The following is a 15146-nucleotide window of genomic DNA, read 5'->3' on the forward strand; positions in this document are numbered from 1 at the left end:
TTCGGATTCGGTAACAGTGCGGCAAACGGGCGCATTGTGAGCCGGGCCACAGCCTGCGATTTTCCCGGGTTGGCCTACATTTGCAGGAAGGCCTTCCACCCGCTCAGCCCCTCGGCTAAGGTGCGCGGCTTTACGCATTTCCACTTCGCCCAGAGGCCGGCATGAACGAACAATCCCCCGATCCGCTGCACGGCGTGACCCTCGAACAGATCCTCAATGCGCTGGTGACTCACTACGAGTGGTCGGGTCTGGCCGAGCGTATTGACATCCGTTGCTTCAAAAGCGATCCGAGCATCAAGTCGAGCCTGACCTTCCTGCGTAAAACCCCATGGGCGCGGGAAAAGGTCGAACGCCTTTACGTCAAGCTGATGCGCACCAAGCGACCGCTCTGAGATGGACAGCGCGAGGCGGCGACGCCTGATCACCGGCCTGGCCGTGTTGGGCTGGGCGGGGCTGGCAATTCAGCTGTACCTGATTCTCTTCGCACGATTGAGCATCGGCGCCAGCCTGTTGGGCGGGCTGGTGAGTTTCTTCAGTTACTTCACGATATTGACCAACACCCTGGTGGCGACGGTGCTGACCTGCGCGGTCACCGAGTGCGAATCCGCCGCGCGGCGCTGGTTCCTGCAACCCTGGGTCAGCAGTGGCATTGCGGTAAGCATCGCCGTGGTCGGTCTGGCCTACAGCATTTTGTTGCGGCACTTGTGGCATCCCGAAGGCTGGCAGTTTGTCGCCGATGAGTTGCTCCACGACGGCATGCCATTGCTGTTTCTTGGCTATTGGTGGCGCTGCGTTCCCAAAGGCACGTTGCGCCTGTGGCACCTGCCGCTATGGCTGATCTATCCGCTGGTGTATTTCATCTACGCTTTGCTGCGCGGGCATCTGCTTGGCGCGTATGCGTACCCGTTCATAGATGTCGCGGTGTTGGGTTATCCACAGGTGCTGGCGAATGCCGGGGGGATATTGGTGGGGTTTGTGTTGGTGGGGTTGCTGGTGATCGGCCTCGACCGCAGATTGTCCGCACGAAGTTGATATTCAATGTGGGAGCGAGCCTGCTCGCGAATGCGGTGTATCAGTTTGCATGGATGTTGACTGACACACCGCTTTCGCGAGCAAGCTCGCTCCCACACGGGAATTGTGGTCAGGAGAAAATCACTCCTCGTCAGAGCCCTCGGCGCGCCAGTATCCGGCCGCCTTGATGAACTGTTCATCGAGCCCATGCTCATCGATCAGCACCCGACGAATCTGCCGTGAGACCTTGGTCTCGGTCGCCACCCACGCGTACAGATTGCCCTTGGGCACTTGCAGCTGTTTGACCGTCGTCAGCAGGTTGTCCTTGCCGCCCTCGCGCAGTACCCAGATGACATTGAACTGCGCAGCGCTTTCCAGCACTTGCTGCTCGGCGCCGTTTTCCACTTCAATCACTACCAGCGCCTTGCGATTCGCCGCCAGGCCTTCGAGGCGGCGGGCGATGGCGGGGAGGGCGGTTTCGTCGCCGATCAGCAGGTAGCTGTCGAAGATGTCCGGCACGATCATCGACCCGCGCGGCCCGCGATGTGCAGAAATTGCCCCGGTTGCGCCTGTTCCGCCCAGGTCGAGGCAGGGCCATCGCCATGCAGGACGAAATCGATGTCCAGCTCCATTTTTTCCAGATCGTAGCGACGCGGCGTGTAGTCGCGCATCTCTGGCATCGGGCCGTTGTCCTTGCCGGCGCCGAGCTGCATTGTCTCCAGCGCTGCTGCCTGTTCGGCGTTCTGCGGGAACAGCAGTTTGACGTGATCGTCCGTGCCCAGGCTGATGAATCCGGCCAGTTCGGGCCCGCCGAGGGTGATGCGGCGCATGCGCGGGGTCAGGTCGGTGACGCGCAATACTTCAAGCTTGCGTCGTTTGATTTCATGCATGACGCGGTGAATGGTTTGAGTATCGACTGCAGTCATTCGGCTGTCTCCGGGGCAGGTTGAACGGCAGGGCCGTCGACGATGGCTTTGGCGGTGTCGTTGAGCAGGTCGCGCACGCGCAGGATTTCTTCGGCGCTCCAGCGACCGTGGTGCAGCTGCAAGGCATGGCGCAGGTTGTGCACCGCTTCGTGGATTTCCGCCGGGCGATCATGGCCGCGCAGTGAGCGCTTGCTGACGTCGATGCGCATGCGTACGCCATCAAGCGCTACGGCCTGCTCACTCAAAGACAGACGACCGGCGTCGGTCACGCTGTAACGTTTTTTGCCGGCCTCGGCATCGCCGGCGATCAGGTCGCTCTCTTCCAGAAAGGTCAAGGTCGGGTATATCACCCCGGGGCTCGGGCTGTAGGCGCCGTCGAACATGCCTTCGATCTGGCGGATCAGGTCGTAGCCGTGGCATGGCTGTTCGGCAATCAGCGCCAGCAACAGCAATTTCAGATCACCGGGGGCGAACACTCGAGGGCCGCGGCCGCCGCGTTCGCGACCCGGGCGCTTCTCGAAGCCGTCGCGGCCGTCGCCGTGCTCGCGGTGGGGGGAATGATGGTCTCTCATTTCGCTTCTCTCACGTCGTATTTAGATACAACTTAAGATATATCTTAACGGTGACGCAAGACGTTTTTTCCTCAAGCGCGTTTCGACGGACGAGCGGTCACCAGCACCCTTCGGGCGGAAAAAAATATATTTGGGTGATTGAACGATGCCGTGACCTCGAAGTTAAAGTTATCGCTCTAGTTGCTCTTGAGTATATATTCTAATATCTCCAAAGTTGCTGATCTAAAGCGGCAAAGTTGCTGTATGGTTTTTTCCGGATAACTGTATGTAAGGCGAAACTTACAGCGAATATCGCAAGTATCTGTTTTTTGTTCTTTTTTCTGGCGGGGTGCGGGGTGGTTTAACTACGCGTTTGTCGGAAGTTGCCTGCTTACATTCCAGAGGCAACAGTCGATGATGCCCATCGTTGAAAGTTCAAGTTGATCCGCTGCTGCTTAAGCAATGGGTTTATGAACTTTTAATGACATCCCTCTTATATAAAGCAAACAGGTACTGAACGATGTTCAAGAAATTCGCAATCGCTGCTCCCCTGGCTCTTCTGGCAATCACCTCCACCGGTGCCTTCGCTGCGGGCGAAGCGTCGCATTCCATCAGCCTCGTCGCTCACGTGCCGACCAATGGTTTCTACGTGGTGCCAACCGATCCTGACCTGGTCAACAAGGATCAGGACATGAGCTATCAGCCGACGACCGGCAAGATGGCCGAAGTCAACGGTTTCTTCGATGTGCGCAACAACAACGGTTCGGTACACGCCAGCCTGGAAAGTCTGCCAAAACTGGTCGCTGGCAGCACTTCGATCGACCTGCAAGTGATGCTCAACAACAAGGAACTGACCACCACTCCGCAAATGGTCGTCGGTGAAGCCGAGTCCGACGTCAACTATCGCGCACCGCTGAAAATCTCCGCCAAGGGCAGCAACTTCCAGCCGGGTGACTACACCGGTTCCGTGGCAATGATCTTTGACGCCGTGCCACCGATTGGCGGCAACTGATCAACTGATCAGCTCAATACGCTCGCTTTTCACGAGTGGCGTCAACCGCCGGGGCAGACAGTCATGTAGGCCCCGACGGACTTTCATTGTCAGTCAATCAGAGTACAAGTTCATGTTCCCGATGACACCCATCGCGGCTGCGCTTGCGCTGTTGTTGTGTGCCAGCACAGCCATGGCCGCCAGCGCCGCCGGTACGACGCCACGCAGTCTGCTGGCCCAGGCCAAAGGCTTGCCGGCGGATTTCGAGGAGCATTTCTTTGATGTGCCGCTGGCGGTGCGGGTCGAGGTCGACCAACAGCCGCTCGGCGAGGCCATGGTGGTGCTGTCGCGCGATGATCGCCTCACACTCCTCGAATTCACCGACACCAGCGAAAACCGCTTCGGTCCTGCGGAACGGGAAAAATGGGCGAGCTTTCTCAAGCCCGGCGTGCCTCTGGGCGCATGCACGGGATCTTGCCCGGATGGTTTTCTGGCGGTGCATTACAACCTGGAAAACTCATTGGTTTCGATCGCCACGCAAGATGCCGAACGCGATGTCGAGGCCAAACGTTATTACGAGCAACCGAGCGGTGGCAGCAGCGGCCTGATGGTGCGCAATCAGCTCAACCTCAACGGTGGTCAGGACCAGGACCTCGGCGGACGCTTCGGTCTGGAGGCCAGCGCCAGCCTCGGCAACTGGAGCCAGACGCTCAATCTGCAAATGGCCCGGCTCGGCGGCCCCGACGACAAGCTTTATCACGCGGTACATGAACTGCACACCCAGCGCGAACTGCAAGGCAGTTTCTTTCGCCTGGGCTATTTCACCCCCAATTCCGAAGGACTGACGCGCCAGCCGCGTACGTTCGGCACCAGCCCCGATACGGCGGTCGGCGTCATGTACGGCAGCTCCGACAGCCTGGCAATCAACAGTCCGATGCCCAGCGTTTACCCGATCTACGTCACCGCCAACCGGCAGGGTTCGGTGGAGATCTGGCGCGACGGTTTGCTGATCAATACGCAATCGGTACCGGCCGGCCTGCAGACCCTCGATACTCGCCCGCTACCTGGCGGCATCTATGAGGTGGAAGTGCGCCTGATCGAAGACGGCCAGATCACTTCGACGACTCAGGAGCTGGTGTACAAGCCCAACAACTGGCGCAACCTCGACGAACGCTGGCGCTACAACGTATTCGCCGGCGAGGAGAGCAAGCTACTGAGCAACTGGGACACGCAATCGAGCGGCAGTCCCACCGCCGGCGCGTCGGTGAACTACCTGCTGCACCCACGGGTGATTGTCGGTGCCTCGGCGCGGCAGATCCGCGAAAAACTGCAGTACGGCACCTCCATCGACTGGACGCTGGCCAATCACATCACGTTGTACGCCAACGTCTACAAGACTGAGGATTACGGCACCGGTCTCGATCTGCAGAGCCTCTATAACTACGGCGCCGGCAGTATCGTGGTCAGCCACAACCGCAGTTGGCTCGACACCACCAATACCTACGACACGTTGCCCGATGGCACGCGCATTCGGCCGCGCAACGTGTTTGTCGGGCAGACCAGTAACTCCTCGCTGGCACTCAACCATGGCCTGAGCAGCAAGAGTTCGGTGAACGCGCGGCTGTCGCACAGCGAAGGCAATGTCGAAGGCATGGGCGTGGATCTGGGCTGGACCCAGCGCACCGTGCTGTTGGGCAGCGATGCCAGTTGGCGGCTGTCGCTGTTTGATCGGCCGGGCAGTTTCAGCAGCGGCGATGCGCGCAATCGCGGTGTTGATCTGAGCATCAACCTGGCCCTTGGCGCACCTGGCCAGCAGCTCACCGGCAGCATTGGCTCGCGCACCGCCCGTGACGGCAAACGCGACAACAATGCCTCGCTCGGCTGGCGCAGGGACTTCAAGGACCACGTGCTGCAAAGCGTCTCGGTGACGGCGCTCACCGACACGTACGGCCTGGGCATGTCCAGCCTGACCAATTTCCGCACCGATGCGCTCAGCGGCGACGCGTTTGTCCAGCGTTCCTCCTACAACGGCAACTTCACGGGCGGGCTCAACCTCGACAGCACGCTGGTGGTCGGCGGCGAGAAAATGCTCCTGACCAGCCAGAGCGAAGTGCGCGGTGCCGGGATGATTGTCGACGTCGAGTCAGACATCGAGGACATCGTCCTGCGTGCCGACGACTACAGCGGCGGCGGTGCTGCGTTGAAGCCGGGGCGCAATTTCATTCCGATCACGGCGTATCAGAACAGCTCGGTGAGTTTCGATTTCGAAGGCAACGCCGTGCCGGCTGCCACCATTGAGCCGGCGCGCACCCGTTATCACTTGAACAAGGGTGGCGTTGAGTACCGCCAGATCCGCGTGATGAAAACCCTGACCGTGCTCGGCCGTCTGGTTGACGGTCGCGGCCAGCCGCTCAAGGGCCATCACGTGATCAACCACGCCAGCCGTGGCGTGACCGAAGTCGACGGGTTCTTCTCGATGGAAATGAACGCCGGCTCACCGACCCTGGAAGTACGTCAGGGCAATCAGTTGCTGTGTCAGTTCCGCCTCAACGAGGCCGACCATCGCAGCGAAAACGACGTGCTGATGATCGGGGATTTGCGTTGCACGCCGGATACGTTGGCCGATGTCACGTTCAATGAACAGAAGGCAGGGTGATCCGATGAAAAAGCGTGCTTATGGGCTTGGGCTCTGTTTGGCCCTGGCCATGCCGTCAGCGCAGGCGGCGAATCAAGAAATCCGGGCGTTGTTCCAGCCCGATCCGATGCAGCCAGGCAAGAACCTGTTCGTCAACACGACCCCCAACGGTGGCTATTGCGCGGCTTTTCCAGGACCGTGTGCCGACAAGAACATGTTCAGCATCGAGCTGCCGGTTCGTTACAAATCAAACCGCGCGATAAGGGCCGGGGACGACGTTGCAGTGCGTGCGCCTACCGGGTGGCGGCGGTTGACGGTGACGAATCAGGATACTCAGGAAACCGAAGTTGTAGAGCTGCGCATTACCGGCATTGGTTCCAATTTTTTCCTGAGCGATCCCGTCGACACGCTCACCGGTGTGGCTGCGCCCACCGGCCACGACATCCTCTGGACGTCTCAATCCGGTTGGCTGTATGCCCCACCGCCGTGCCAGGGCAGCGGCCTGGCGGGGTACACCCCGAGATCCTATCGCTTTTTCTGGCACACGCCTGTGGAGGGAGCGTGCACCAAGACCGCCGCATTCAACATCCCCTCAATGGACTACGACAAGATCGATTTTGCCTACGAGCTCAAAACGCCCAACCCATTAGGCATGTCGAGCGGTCTGTATACCGGGTCCATCGATTACACCATGGGTCCGGGCGGCGATTTCGATATGGGGGCCATGATGGACGCGGACGACAATGGATTGACCCTGAATTTCGTGCTCGACGTGCAGCACGTTCTGAAAGTCGATCTGCCTCCGGGTGGCAACAAGGTCATGCTGGAGCCTGAAGGCGGATGGCAGAGCTGGATCAATAGCGGCAGAAAGCCGACACAAATTTTCCGCGATCAGTTGTTCTACCTTTATGCCTCGACGCGGTTCAAGGTCAAGATGATGTGTGATCGCGTGGCATCGGGCGGTGACTGCAAATTGCACGGCCCTGATGGCGATTACGCCAGGGTCAGCGTTGCCATCACTTTACCCAATGGTATTACCGACATTAATGGTAACCCCGTCTCCCGCTATCCCTTGATGATTGATTATTGGAACACCTTTCAACCCGGTCTGTATGTCGACCGAAAAGCCGCGTCGCTGAATTTCATCATGTACAAATACGCCGTCGATCAACTGCTTACCCCTGGCAAGCACGGCACGTACAGCGGCGATATCACCATCATTTGGGACTCGGAAGTATGAATACTCGCGTCTGGCCATTATCAATTTCCAAGGAGTTGCACACGATGAACCGTGGTTTCCTGCTGGGCCTGCTCAGCGCGTTTTGCCTGACGGCGCAGGCCGGGCCACAGATCAATGTGGGCACGGTATACGACTACCTGGATGCCGATAAAAGTACCTACCTCAAACGGGTATTCAACAGCGGTGACGCCACGGCGTTCGTCAAGGTCAACGTGCTGGAGATCGTCTACGAGGCGGATGGAACGTCAAAGGAAATTGCCGTGGTCAATGCCGCCGATGGCGCCTCGCGCAATGGCCTGATGGCCAGCCCGGCGCGGCTGATCGTACCGGCGCAAGGCATGCAGGGCACGCGCCTGCTGTACATGGGCGAACGGGATCGCGAGCGCTATTTCCGCGTGCGGTTCGTGCCGGTCGTGCCGGAGCAGGAAGACAATTTCGTCGTCAGCAATGAAGAACGCGATGACTACAAAAAATCGCTCTCGGCGGGGGTCAACGTGATGACCGGGTTCGGCACGATCTTCTTCGTGCGCCCGAAAAATGCGCGTTTCGACACGGCGATCAATGAAACCGATACGCGCTATGAATTGCGCAACAACGGCAACACGGTGCTCATCATCGACGAATTCAAGAGCTGTTCGCTGAGCAAGGAAAGCGACTGCGGCGCGACCACCAAACACCATGTGCTGGCCGGCAAGACGTTCGCCTTCGACAAGGAGAAAGGCCGCGAATACCGCTTTTTCCTGATCGAGGGCGCCGACAGAAAAGCCCTGAAAGTCGCCAGCCGCTGACACGCTTTACCACTGACGCATCGGGTACCCGACATGATCAAGCAATGCATCGCCCTCGTGCTGCTGGCAGTTGCCGGCACCGAGGCCTGGGGCGCGCGGGAGGAGCACACTTTCGAAGTGTCGCTGACCATCCCCAGCCGACCTTTTTACGTCATCCCGGCGGAGCCGGACTGGATTCACCGGCCCCAGCGCCTGAATTGGGATTACCCCACGTCAATGCTGGGTAACGTGGAGAAAAACTTCGATGTGCGCCATGACAGCAGTGCGATCGAGGCCCGTTTGCTGCTCGATCCTTATCTGGAAAACGGCCGACCGGGAGAGATCATCGAACTGCGCGTGACCTTCAACGGCGTCGAGCTGAGTTCACATGCCATCCCGCGACAAGTGGTGTCCCGGGAAGAAGCCGCCGCCGGCAAACGTGTTGCGCTGAAGATCGAACCGATCGAACCGGCCGGAGGTTATCGACCCGGTGACTACTCCGGCAACGTGTTGCTGATGTTCAACGCCGGCACACCGAGTGCGGGATGACGGCCATGAACCTGAAATCGCGCATCCGTTTCGGGCTGAACAAGAGGCTCTGCTGGCTGGGTGTCTTGCTGGCATCGAGCGTCACGCCGGTTCACGCCGCCACTCAAGAGATTCGTGCCTTGTTCCAGCCGGACCCGGCCCAGCCCAACAAGAACGTGTTTATCAATAAGACACCCAACAGCGGTTATTGCGCGAATTATCCGGATCAGTGCGTTGAAAACGGCATGTTCAGCATTCAGTTGCCGATTCGTTTCGACTCGATTCGCCCGTTGAATCCATCGGATGTGGTAGCGATTCAGGTGCCCGGCAATTGGCGACAATTGATCGTCAGCAATCCTGAAACACAAGAAACCGAAACCATGGAAGTGCGCATCAGCGGTGTCGGATCAGAGTTCCATCTGAGCCATCCGGCAACCCAATTGACGGGGGAGAGCGACCTCCTCAAGGCTCACCAGCAACTCTGGATCAACAGAAGCTGGGTGTATGCGCCTTTACCTTGCCTGTACAGCGGCGTCGGTGCCTATGGTCCGTCCAGTTATCGGTTTTTCTGGAAAACGCCGATGGCGGCCTATTGCACCAAGTCCGCGGCCTATTACATCCCATCCATGTATTTCGATACGCTCGATATCGCCTATGAGTTGCGCACGCCCAACCCCTTGGGCATGTCGACAGGAATCTACACCGGCTCAATCACTTACAGCGTCATCAACCGTGGTGATTTCGACTTCGGCCCGATGATGCAGGCGAGCGACGGCAGCATCACTCTGGATTTTGTCCTCGACGTGCAACACACCCTCAAAGTCGATATTCCGCCCGGCGGCAACCATGTCTTGCTGGAACCTCAAGGTGGCTGGCAGGGCTGGCTGGAGAGCGGACGGCGGCCGACGCGGCTGTATCGCGACCAGACCTTCAATATCTCGGCTTCGTCGAAATTCACCATGAAACTCGAGTGCGAGCATGATCTTGGATTCGGCGATGGCTGCGCCATCATGAACCGCGAGACGGGCTATGCCGGCGCGGTCGACGTCAGCGTCAGCCTGCCCCACGGATTGACCGACAGCGCGGGACGCCCGGTGCGTAACGTGCCGTTGGGCCGCACGGCGACCGCACCCTTTCAGCCTGGCATTTACGTCGACCGCAAACCGGGCACGTTGCACTTCGAAGTGGCGGAGCAATACACCAACTGGCTCATCGATAACGCCGGTGACAAACCCTACAAGGGCAACATCACGGTGATCTGGGATTCCGAAGTGCATTAGGCCACAACCATCGGCCAGACCTCGAGCGGCGCTGGCCGAATCGCGTCAGAAAACAATCACAGGCCGGCTCTGGCCATCGCCTCACGCGTCAGGCGCCGGGACAGTTCGCGGCGTTTGTACGCGATGCCGTCGTACAACTCCAGATAGCGTTCCTCGCTCAGCGGTGCGTCGTCGAACAGGTCGCCGTCGGCCGGGATGCCCAGCGCTTCTGCCAGGGTCTGGATGCGGCGAGTCAGTGCGTGCATGTTCGTCCGTGCTGTCGGATTGGCCCACTCGGTCTTAGCGTCCTTTAGCTCACCGAGTTGCTCGCCCTGGTGATCGTACAGGCGATTATTTTCTGCGTATTGCTCCGGGTACGTTTTCAGTAAATGGTCTTCCCAGAAATTATCCGACCCCAGGCTGATCATTCCGTTGACCAGGCCATCGCCGGCTTCACCCTGGGTGATCGTGGCGTAGGCAGCGTCGAGTTTTTCATGCGTCACCCCCGAGCGCTTGCGGTACAGCATGTCGTCGGTTTGCCAGGGCAGTTGCAGGCGCTCAGCCAGACCGGTCTCGTAGGCCAGATGGACTTCAACTTCATCCGGCGCCGGGATGCTCGGGTCGCTCTTATTGAGCGCCTCCTGGGTCTTGTACTCGAACGCTGCTTCATCGCTGACGCGATTCAGGCGTGCCGCACCGCGCGCCAGACGCACGAGACGGTCTTCCAGCATTGTGGGTGAAGTCGACTCTGTGTAGGCCTTGGAGACCAGCACTTTCATGCCCAGCGAGTTGAATAATTGCGCGCCGAGATCGCCGCAATCTTCGGGGGAGACAATCTGCTTGAACAACGTTTCGCGCAGCTTCGAATCGACGGCAACGGCATCGACCATTTCCCAGACCCGCCGGGTCAGTCGCCGGCGACCTGCATCGGTGCGGTAGTCGGCACTCTCGCGCTGTTTGCGAATCACGCTGAAAAAACCGGCGGAATCGGGCTCTGCGATCAGGTCATACCAGGACTCCTTGCGCCAGGTGCTGAGCGCGCCTGACGGACCCATTCCCGTAGCGGGGGCGTCCTTGGGAAAACGGCTCCAGTAGCTGAGTTCGTCGTCCGCCGCGGGGGAATAATCCTGTACAAAAGACAGGCCGGTAGAGGTCCGGTACTCGCCTAAGCGCACCCGGTCTTCGTTGCTCAGCCGTGTCTGATCGAAGCGAGCCCGACTGAGCACAAAGGCCTGATCAGAGCCGGCTCTGACCGTCGGCAAGGTGTCGAGGGGCGCGCCACGCAAATCCAGCATCAGGCTGCGCGGGCGTGGTTTGGCCACTGAGTCGACAGTGAACAGACCTTCGGGCCAGGTCTGGATACGCGAATTGGCCAGGTGCAGGCGCGCCAAGTGATTCATCGCGCTGACATCGGGCGGCAGGTCCAGTGGGTTGCCGTTGAGGTTCAGGGTGCGCAGTCGGGTCAATCGGCCCAATTGCCGGTTGGCTTCGGCATTCAGCGTGATGCGGTTGTCGGCCAGATCCAGCTCCTCCAGGTTGGCCATCAGTCCGGTTACGGACGGCAGTTCGCGCAAATCGCATTGGCGAGCGCTCAGTTGGCGCAGGTTGGGGAAGTGGCTCAGCAGCACGCTGGGGTCCGGCGACAGGCGCGCCCGGTCGAGATTCAACGCCGTGATGCGATCGAAATACTTTTTCATCCCGGGGCGTTGGTACAGCGTTTGCCACCAGCGTTCCAGTTCCGGGCGGGCGATGGTCGAAGATAAATCCAGCGTGTAACCCTGGTCGGGATGCACGCTGCGTTCGCCGAAGATTTCACCCTGGCGATCAAAACATTCGATCAGGCGCTCCTCGATGTGCCGCCCGCCTTTTTGCATGAAATCCGCAGAAGCGCCGTAAATGGGTTCACCGTTGGCATCCACGCCGGCAGGGTAGCTTTCCCGCCAGCGCTGCAATTCGTTGTGCAACTGCGTTCGATCGTTTTCAAGGCTCGCGATGGCCTCGACCGGTTCGCCCTTGCGCTTGAGTGCCTCAACAAATGCGCTGACTTCCCGGGGGCTCATCTTCGGATAGAGGTCCTTGATCCTTTCTTCAGGTGTCGAGCGTCGAAAAAGGCGGGGCCAGCCGCGCACCAGTGTTTCGGTTTCGATGCTCACGGCCCGCTGAATCGGCGGTTCGGCCAATGCCGTGCGGCGGTTGGCGGGCGCTTGCGCCAGTTCCATCAACCACAGTTTGAACGGCCGGCCCTGGCCGCGCCTGTAGCCCACCGCAGACAGTGTTTCATCCGGCAAGGCGCGCAAAATCGCTTCGTAGAAATCGTCGGCGCCGTGCAGCTTGAGATTATTGGCGTCGAGCACTTCGTAACGGCCATGCTCGTCTCTGATCAAACGTCTGATGGTGGTCGCGTCATCCGGGCCGAGCTCACAACGCAACGGTCCTGCAGGGGTGCCGTCGCGCACTTCGATCCGCAGGTTGCCGAAGGCGTCCGTATGGTTGCGCAAAGCGCTCAGCGCCAGCCGTTCGGTCATCGGTGTGGGTGGGGTGTCGCGGTAGAAACCGTCATAGGCGCGGCTGGCCGAGGCTTCGAAATCGAGTTCGCGGGCCTGATGTTTCAGGCGCAGCGGCAAGCGATGCTCGTCGCCGATGCGCTGCAATTCAGCCGGGCTGGCATCGCTCAGCAGCTTTTCCGCCAAGGGCAGCGGCAACTCGGGAAAACGCTGCCTGATGATACGAACCTTGCGTGTTCGCGGTCGGTCGGCGGCCTGATAGAAGCGTCTGGCAATGTCATCGCGGCCGGACTCTACCGCCTCGGCGAGCAAGTCGCGAAGGGCCTGCGGACGGGCGATCGCCGGCACGTCGCGCTTGAGCAGCGCGCGCATTTCGCCCTCGTTGAGGAAATCATTCAGACGTTCGGGCAAGCGGCCGGCATTAAGATCCGCCTGGCTGATGGTCAGGGTATCGGCTTCGCCTGCGGAGGGATCGCCGTATTGGCGCGAGTAGCCTTCCACCTGCTCGTAAGTCACTTTGATCGCGCGCCGACCGGGCCAGCCCGGCAAGCTGGTAGCGATCGGTTCGAACCAGTCGGCGGGTGGTTTGAGCGGGCGCCCGGCGCGAATGTCCGCGCTGGCGAGGCCCACGTCCGCGCGGGCGGTGAAGCGCTTGAGCGAATCGGTCAGCAACGGCGGCGGTGCGCTGCTGCTGTCGTGCATGGCGCGCAGCTCATCGTGAGCGGTGCCGCTGCTGGCGCGGATCTGTTCCAGTTCGGTCGCGGAAAAACGCTCGACGCTGTGACCCAGGCGCGGCATCAAGGCGCTGTCGTGCCATTCGAGCGGGTTCTCCGCCTCGTGCCGCCAGGCGCCCTGTGCGTTGTGTTCGAGGATCGGTTTATACGCGTTGGCTCGCTGCGGATGCTTGATGCGGTGAACGTTTGCAGATTGATGACTGAGCGCTTTTTCGACGCTGTAGAGCTTGCTCTCCAGCGGCAGAACGGTTTGGCTGCCCAACTGATGCAGGCCATGCGGGTCGGGTTTCGAAGAAGCCGCCAGTTGCAGGTCGTTTTGCTCGTAGGGCGCAAGATCCGGGTGCCACAACGAGGCTTTGCCATCGGGCAGTTTCACCGGCTTCATAGCCTCGACTAGCGGTGACAGCTTGAGTTTGAAGGCACTGCCGATTTGCGCACCGGCGCCGAATGCCGCCAGCTGAATCACGCTGCTCACCACACCGATGATGTGTTCGGCTGCCTCGATTTGCTGGCCCTGTACCAGATCGACCACGCCTTCGACCACTTCCCGAGTCAGTTGATATGCGCTGTAGGCGAGCATCAGTTCGCCGAGACCGGGCACGAACGGTGTGGCAATCAGCAGCGCGACGTTGAAAATGTCCGAAACGATTTTCTTGAAGTTGTCCCACCACGCCCAACGCGCCTGGCTGTCGGTGTCAGCTGTGGACACGGCAATCTCCCGGCCGTCATTGAGAATCTTGTCGAGTTTGCGTAGATAAGCGTGTTGCCAGTAATCACCCTGCAGGCGGGTCTCAGCGAGCCGCAGATTCGGGCTTTCCACCGGGTCTTTGCGCCATGGCGGGCGTTGGTCGGTCGAGCTTTCAGGCGGGTGATACCTGACGACGAACAGGCGTTGTTCCAGCTCGGCAAAGAAATGTCCGCGCTGTTGCTGGTCGATGAATTGACTGAAGAACTGGCGATACGTCTGTCGCGTCGCAGGGCACAAGCGATCCTCGCGCAGCTGTCGGAGCAGTTCGCTGCCGAATGCCTTGAGCGAGTCGTATTGCTTCAGCGGATGATCCGGATCGTGTGGCACATAGGCGATCACGGGTCTTGCACCGGCAGCGTCGCTGGCACCGTGTGGCAACAGCATGATCCCGGTCATCGGCTGGTCGAGCAGCGACAGGTCGTACCAGCGAACCGGCCGCTGTGTGCCAGGGGACGAGAATTTGCTGGTGGCCAGGCGCAGCACCTTTTTGTGTGCATCGTCCTCGATGTCGCCCCTGATCAGCGCCATGTGCGCCGCGACGACAAGGGCGTCCTTCTGGCTTTGCAACACCTGGTAGCGCAGCAGACTTTCGGCCAGCGGCTGGGCTGGCAACAGCGTGCCTTCCAGATGCTTTTGGTACTGCGCACCCAGGTCCAGCTCGCGACACAGCGTCTGGAACTGTTGAATCGACATCTTGTGCCGGAGCGGCAAGACATCGAACAGACCACGCGCGTCAGGCTGGCTGATGTATTGCGAGTCGGGCCCGGCAATTTCCGTGCTGGCAAAGTTGTGCAGCGCGGCGTCCAGCAGCGATACCGTACGTGTGACGGCGCCAGCAGAAAGGTCAAGCGCATACCAGGGCGTGGCTGCCGGAATGTACAGGCGCAGCCAGGTGGTTTTGACATCCGGTTCGATCCCGTACACCGCTTTTATTTTTGCCTTGAGCAAGGGTTCGGCGAAGGTGTACAGGTCGATTTTCGCCAGCAGGTGATCAACCGCGTTCTGCGAGCCCCACGCCTTGAGATTGGCGGCGGCGAGCCGTTGCTGATCCTTGGCAGAGGCTGTCTGGTACCACGGCTCGATATTGAAAGGCGTGGCGGCCAGCGCTTCGGCGCGACTGACGGTTGCGGTCTTGAACGGAGTACTGACGGCGGATTTGATGAATTCGTAGTGGCGCCCTTGGTCTGGGTTGTCATCCGGCACGGGAGAGAGGGGCATGGCAATCATCCTTGATTGGTTGAGGAATGATCAG

10 protein-coding genes and 1 pseudogene are annotated in these 15146 nt (G+C 59.9%); 8 read left to right on the forward strand and 3 right to left on the reverse strand.

Annotated elements, in window-relative coordinates:
• The first annotated feature begins 161 nt into the window (after nt 1–161).
• The gene (locus tag ACMYUN_RS20325) at nt 162–392 is read left to right on the forward strand and encodes a VF530 family DNA-binding protein (RefSeq protein ID WP_016773359.1); all 231 of its coding nucleotides are present in this window, start codon (nt 162–164) and stop codon (nt 390–392) included.
• A gap of 1 nt (nt 393) precedes the next feature.
• On the forward strand, nt 394–1032 hold the full coding sequence (locus ACMYUN_RS20330; protein ID WP_415761580.1) for a Pr6Pr family membrane protein: 639 nt from the start codon (nt 394–396) through the stop codon (nt 1030–1032).
• Between the two features lie 120 nt (nt 1033–1152).
• On the opposite strand, the pseudogene ACMYUN_RS20335 reads toward ACMYUN_RS20330, so the two are convergent.
• Both ACMYUN_RS20335 and ACMYUN_RS20340 read right to left on the reverse strand, forming a co-directional pair.
• Nucleotides 1153–1937 (reverse strand): annotated as a pseudogene (locus tag ACMYUN_RS20335) (siderophore-interacting protein).
• Nucleotides 1934–2509, reverse strand: coding sequence for a PadR family transcriptional regulator (locus tag ACMYUN_RS20340; RefSeq protein WP_415761581.1), 576 nt, complete (start codon nt 2507–2509; stop codon nt 1934–1936). Before ACMYUN_RS20340 ends, ACMYUN_RS20335 begins: the two are co-directional and overlap by 4 nt.
• A gap of 499 nt (nt 2510–3008) precedes the next feature.
• Between ACMYUN_RS20340 and ACMYUN_RS20345 the strand changes: the two genes are divergently transcribed.
• The 6 genes from ACMYUN_RS20345 (at nt 3009) to ACMYUN_RS20370 (ending at nt 9929) form a co-directional block, all read left to right on the forward strand.
• Nucleotides 3009–3500, forward strand: a complete 492-nt coding sequence (locus tag ACMYUN_RS20345; protein ID WP_039758453.1) for a CS1 type fimbrial major subunit — start codon at nt 3009–3011, stop codon at nt 3498–3500.
• A gap of 112 nt (nt 3501–3612) precedes the next feature.
• Nucleotides 3613–6135: a CS1-pili formation C-terminal domain-containing protein gene (locus ACMYUN_RS20350; RefSeq protein WP_415761582.1), complete on the forward strand. Its 2523-nt coding sequence runs from the start codon at nt 3613–3615 to the stop codon at nt 6133–6135.
• 4 nt (nt 6136–6139) lie between these two features.
• Entirely contained in the window at nt 6140–7354 is a 1215-nt protein-coding gene (locus ACMYUN_RS20355; protein ID WP_415761583.1) for a hypothetical protein, read from the forward strand.
• 44 nt (nt 7355–7398) lie between these two features.
• Entirely contained in the window at nt 7399–8142 is a 744-nt protein-coding gene (locus ACMYUN_RS20360; RefSeq protein ID WP_415761584.1) for a molecular chaperone, read from the forward strand.
• 33 nt (nt 8143–8175) lie between these two features.
• A complete protein-coding gene (locus ACMYUN_RS20365; RefSeq protein ID WP_415761585.1) occupies nt 8176–8670 on the forward strand; it encodes a CS1 type fimbrial major subunit in 495 nt (164 codons plus the stop codon).
• Between the two features lie 5 nt (nt 8671–8675).
• On the forward strand, nt 8676–9929 hold the full coding sequence (locus tag ACMYUN_RS20370) for a hypothetical protein (protein ID WP_415761586.1): 1254 nt from the start codon (nt 8676–8678) through the stop codon (nt 9927–9929).
• A gap of 56 nt (nt 9930–9985) precedes the next feature.
• On the opposite strand, the gene ACMYUN_RS20375 is transcribed toward ACMYUN_RS20370, so the two are convergent.
• Nucleotides 9986–15112, reverse strand: coding sequence for an NEL-type E3 ubiquitin ligase domain-containing protein (locus ACMYUN_RS20375; RefSeq protein ID WP_415761587.1), 5127 nt, complete (start codon nt 15110–15112; stop codon nt 9986–9988).
• Nucleotides 15113–15146 lie beyond the last annotated feature (34 nt).

Origin of the sequence: Pseudomonas sp. CP4 (assembly GCF_047758505.1) — a bacterium.
GTDB classification, from domain to species: domain Bacteria; phylum Pseudomonadota; class Gammaproteobacteria; order Pseudomonadales; family Pseudomonadaceae; genus Aquipseudomonas; species Aquipseudomonas fluorescens_AO.

Excerpts from the sequence above, each read along its gene's own strand:
- ACMYUN_RS20325 (WP_016773359.1), top strand. The coding sequence starts at position 162 with ATGAACGAACAATCCCCCGATCCGCTGCACGGCGTGACCCTCGAACAG.
- ACMYUN_RS20330 (WP_415761580.1), top strand. The coding sequence starts at position 394 with ATGGACAGCGCGAGGCGGCGACGCCTGATCACCGGCCTGGCCGTGTTG.
- ACMYUN_RS20340 (WP_415761581.1), bottom strand. The coding sequence starts at position 2,509 with ATGAGAGACCATCATTCCCCCCACCGCGAGCACGGCGACGGCCGCGAC.
- ACMYUN_RS20345 (WP_039758453.1), top strand. The coding sequence starts at position 3,009 with ATGTTCAAGAAATTCGCAATCGCTGCTCCCCTGGCTCTTCTGGCAATC.
- ACMYUN_RS20350 (WP_415761582.1), top strand. The coding sequence starts at position 3,613 with ATGTTCCCGATGACACCCATCGCGGCTGCGCTTGCGCTGTTGTTGTGT.
- ACMYUN_RS20355 (WP_415761583.1), top strand. The coding sequence starts at position 6,140 with ATGAAAAAGCGTGCTTATGGGCTTGGGCTCTGTTTGGCCCTGGCCATG.
- ACMYUN_RS20360 (WP_415761584.1), top strand. The coding sequence starts at position 7,399 with ATGAACCGTGGTTTCCTGCTGGGCCTGCTCAGCGCGTTTTGCCTGACG.
- ACMYUN_RS20365 (WP_415761585.1), top strand. The coding sequence starts at position 8,176 with ATGATCAAGCAATGCATCGCCCTCGTGCTGCTGGCAGTTGCCGGCACC.
- ACMYUN_RS20370 (WP_415761586.1), top strand. The coding sequence starts at position 8,676 with ATGAACCTGAAATCGCGCATCCGTTTCGGGCTGAACAAGAGGCTCTGC.
- ACMYUN_RS20375 (WP_415761587.1), bottom strand. The coding sequence starts at position 15,112 with ATGCCCCTCTCTCCCGTGCCGGATGACAACCCAGACCAAGGGCGCCAC.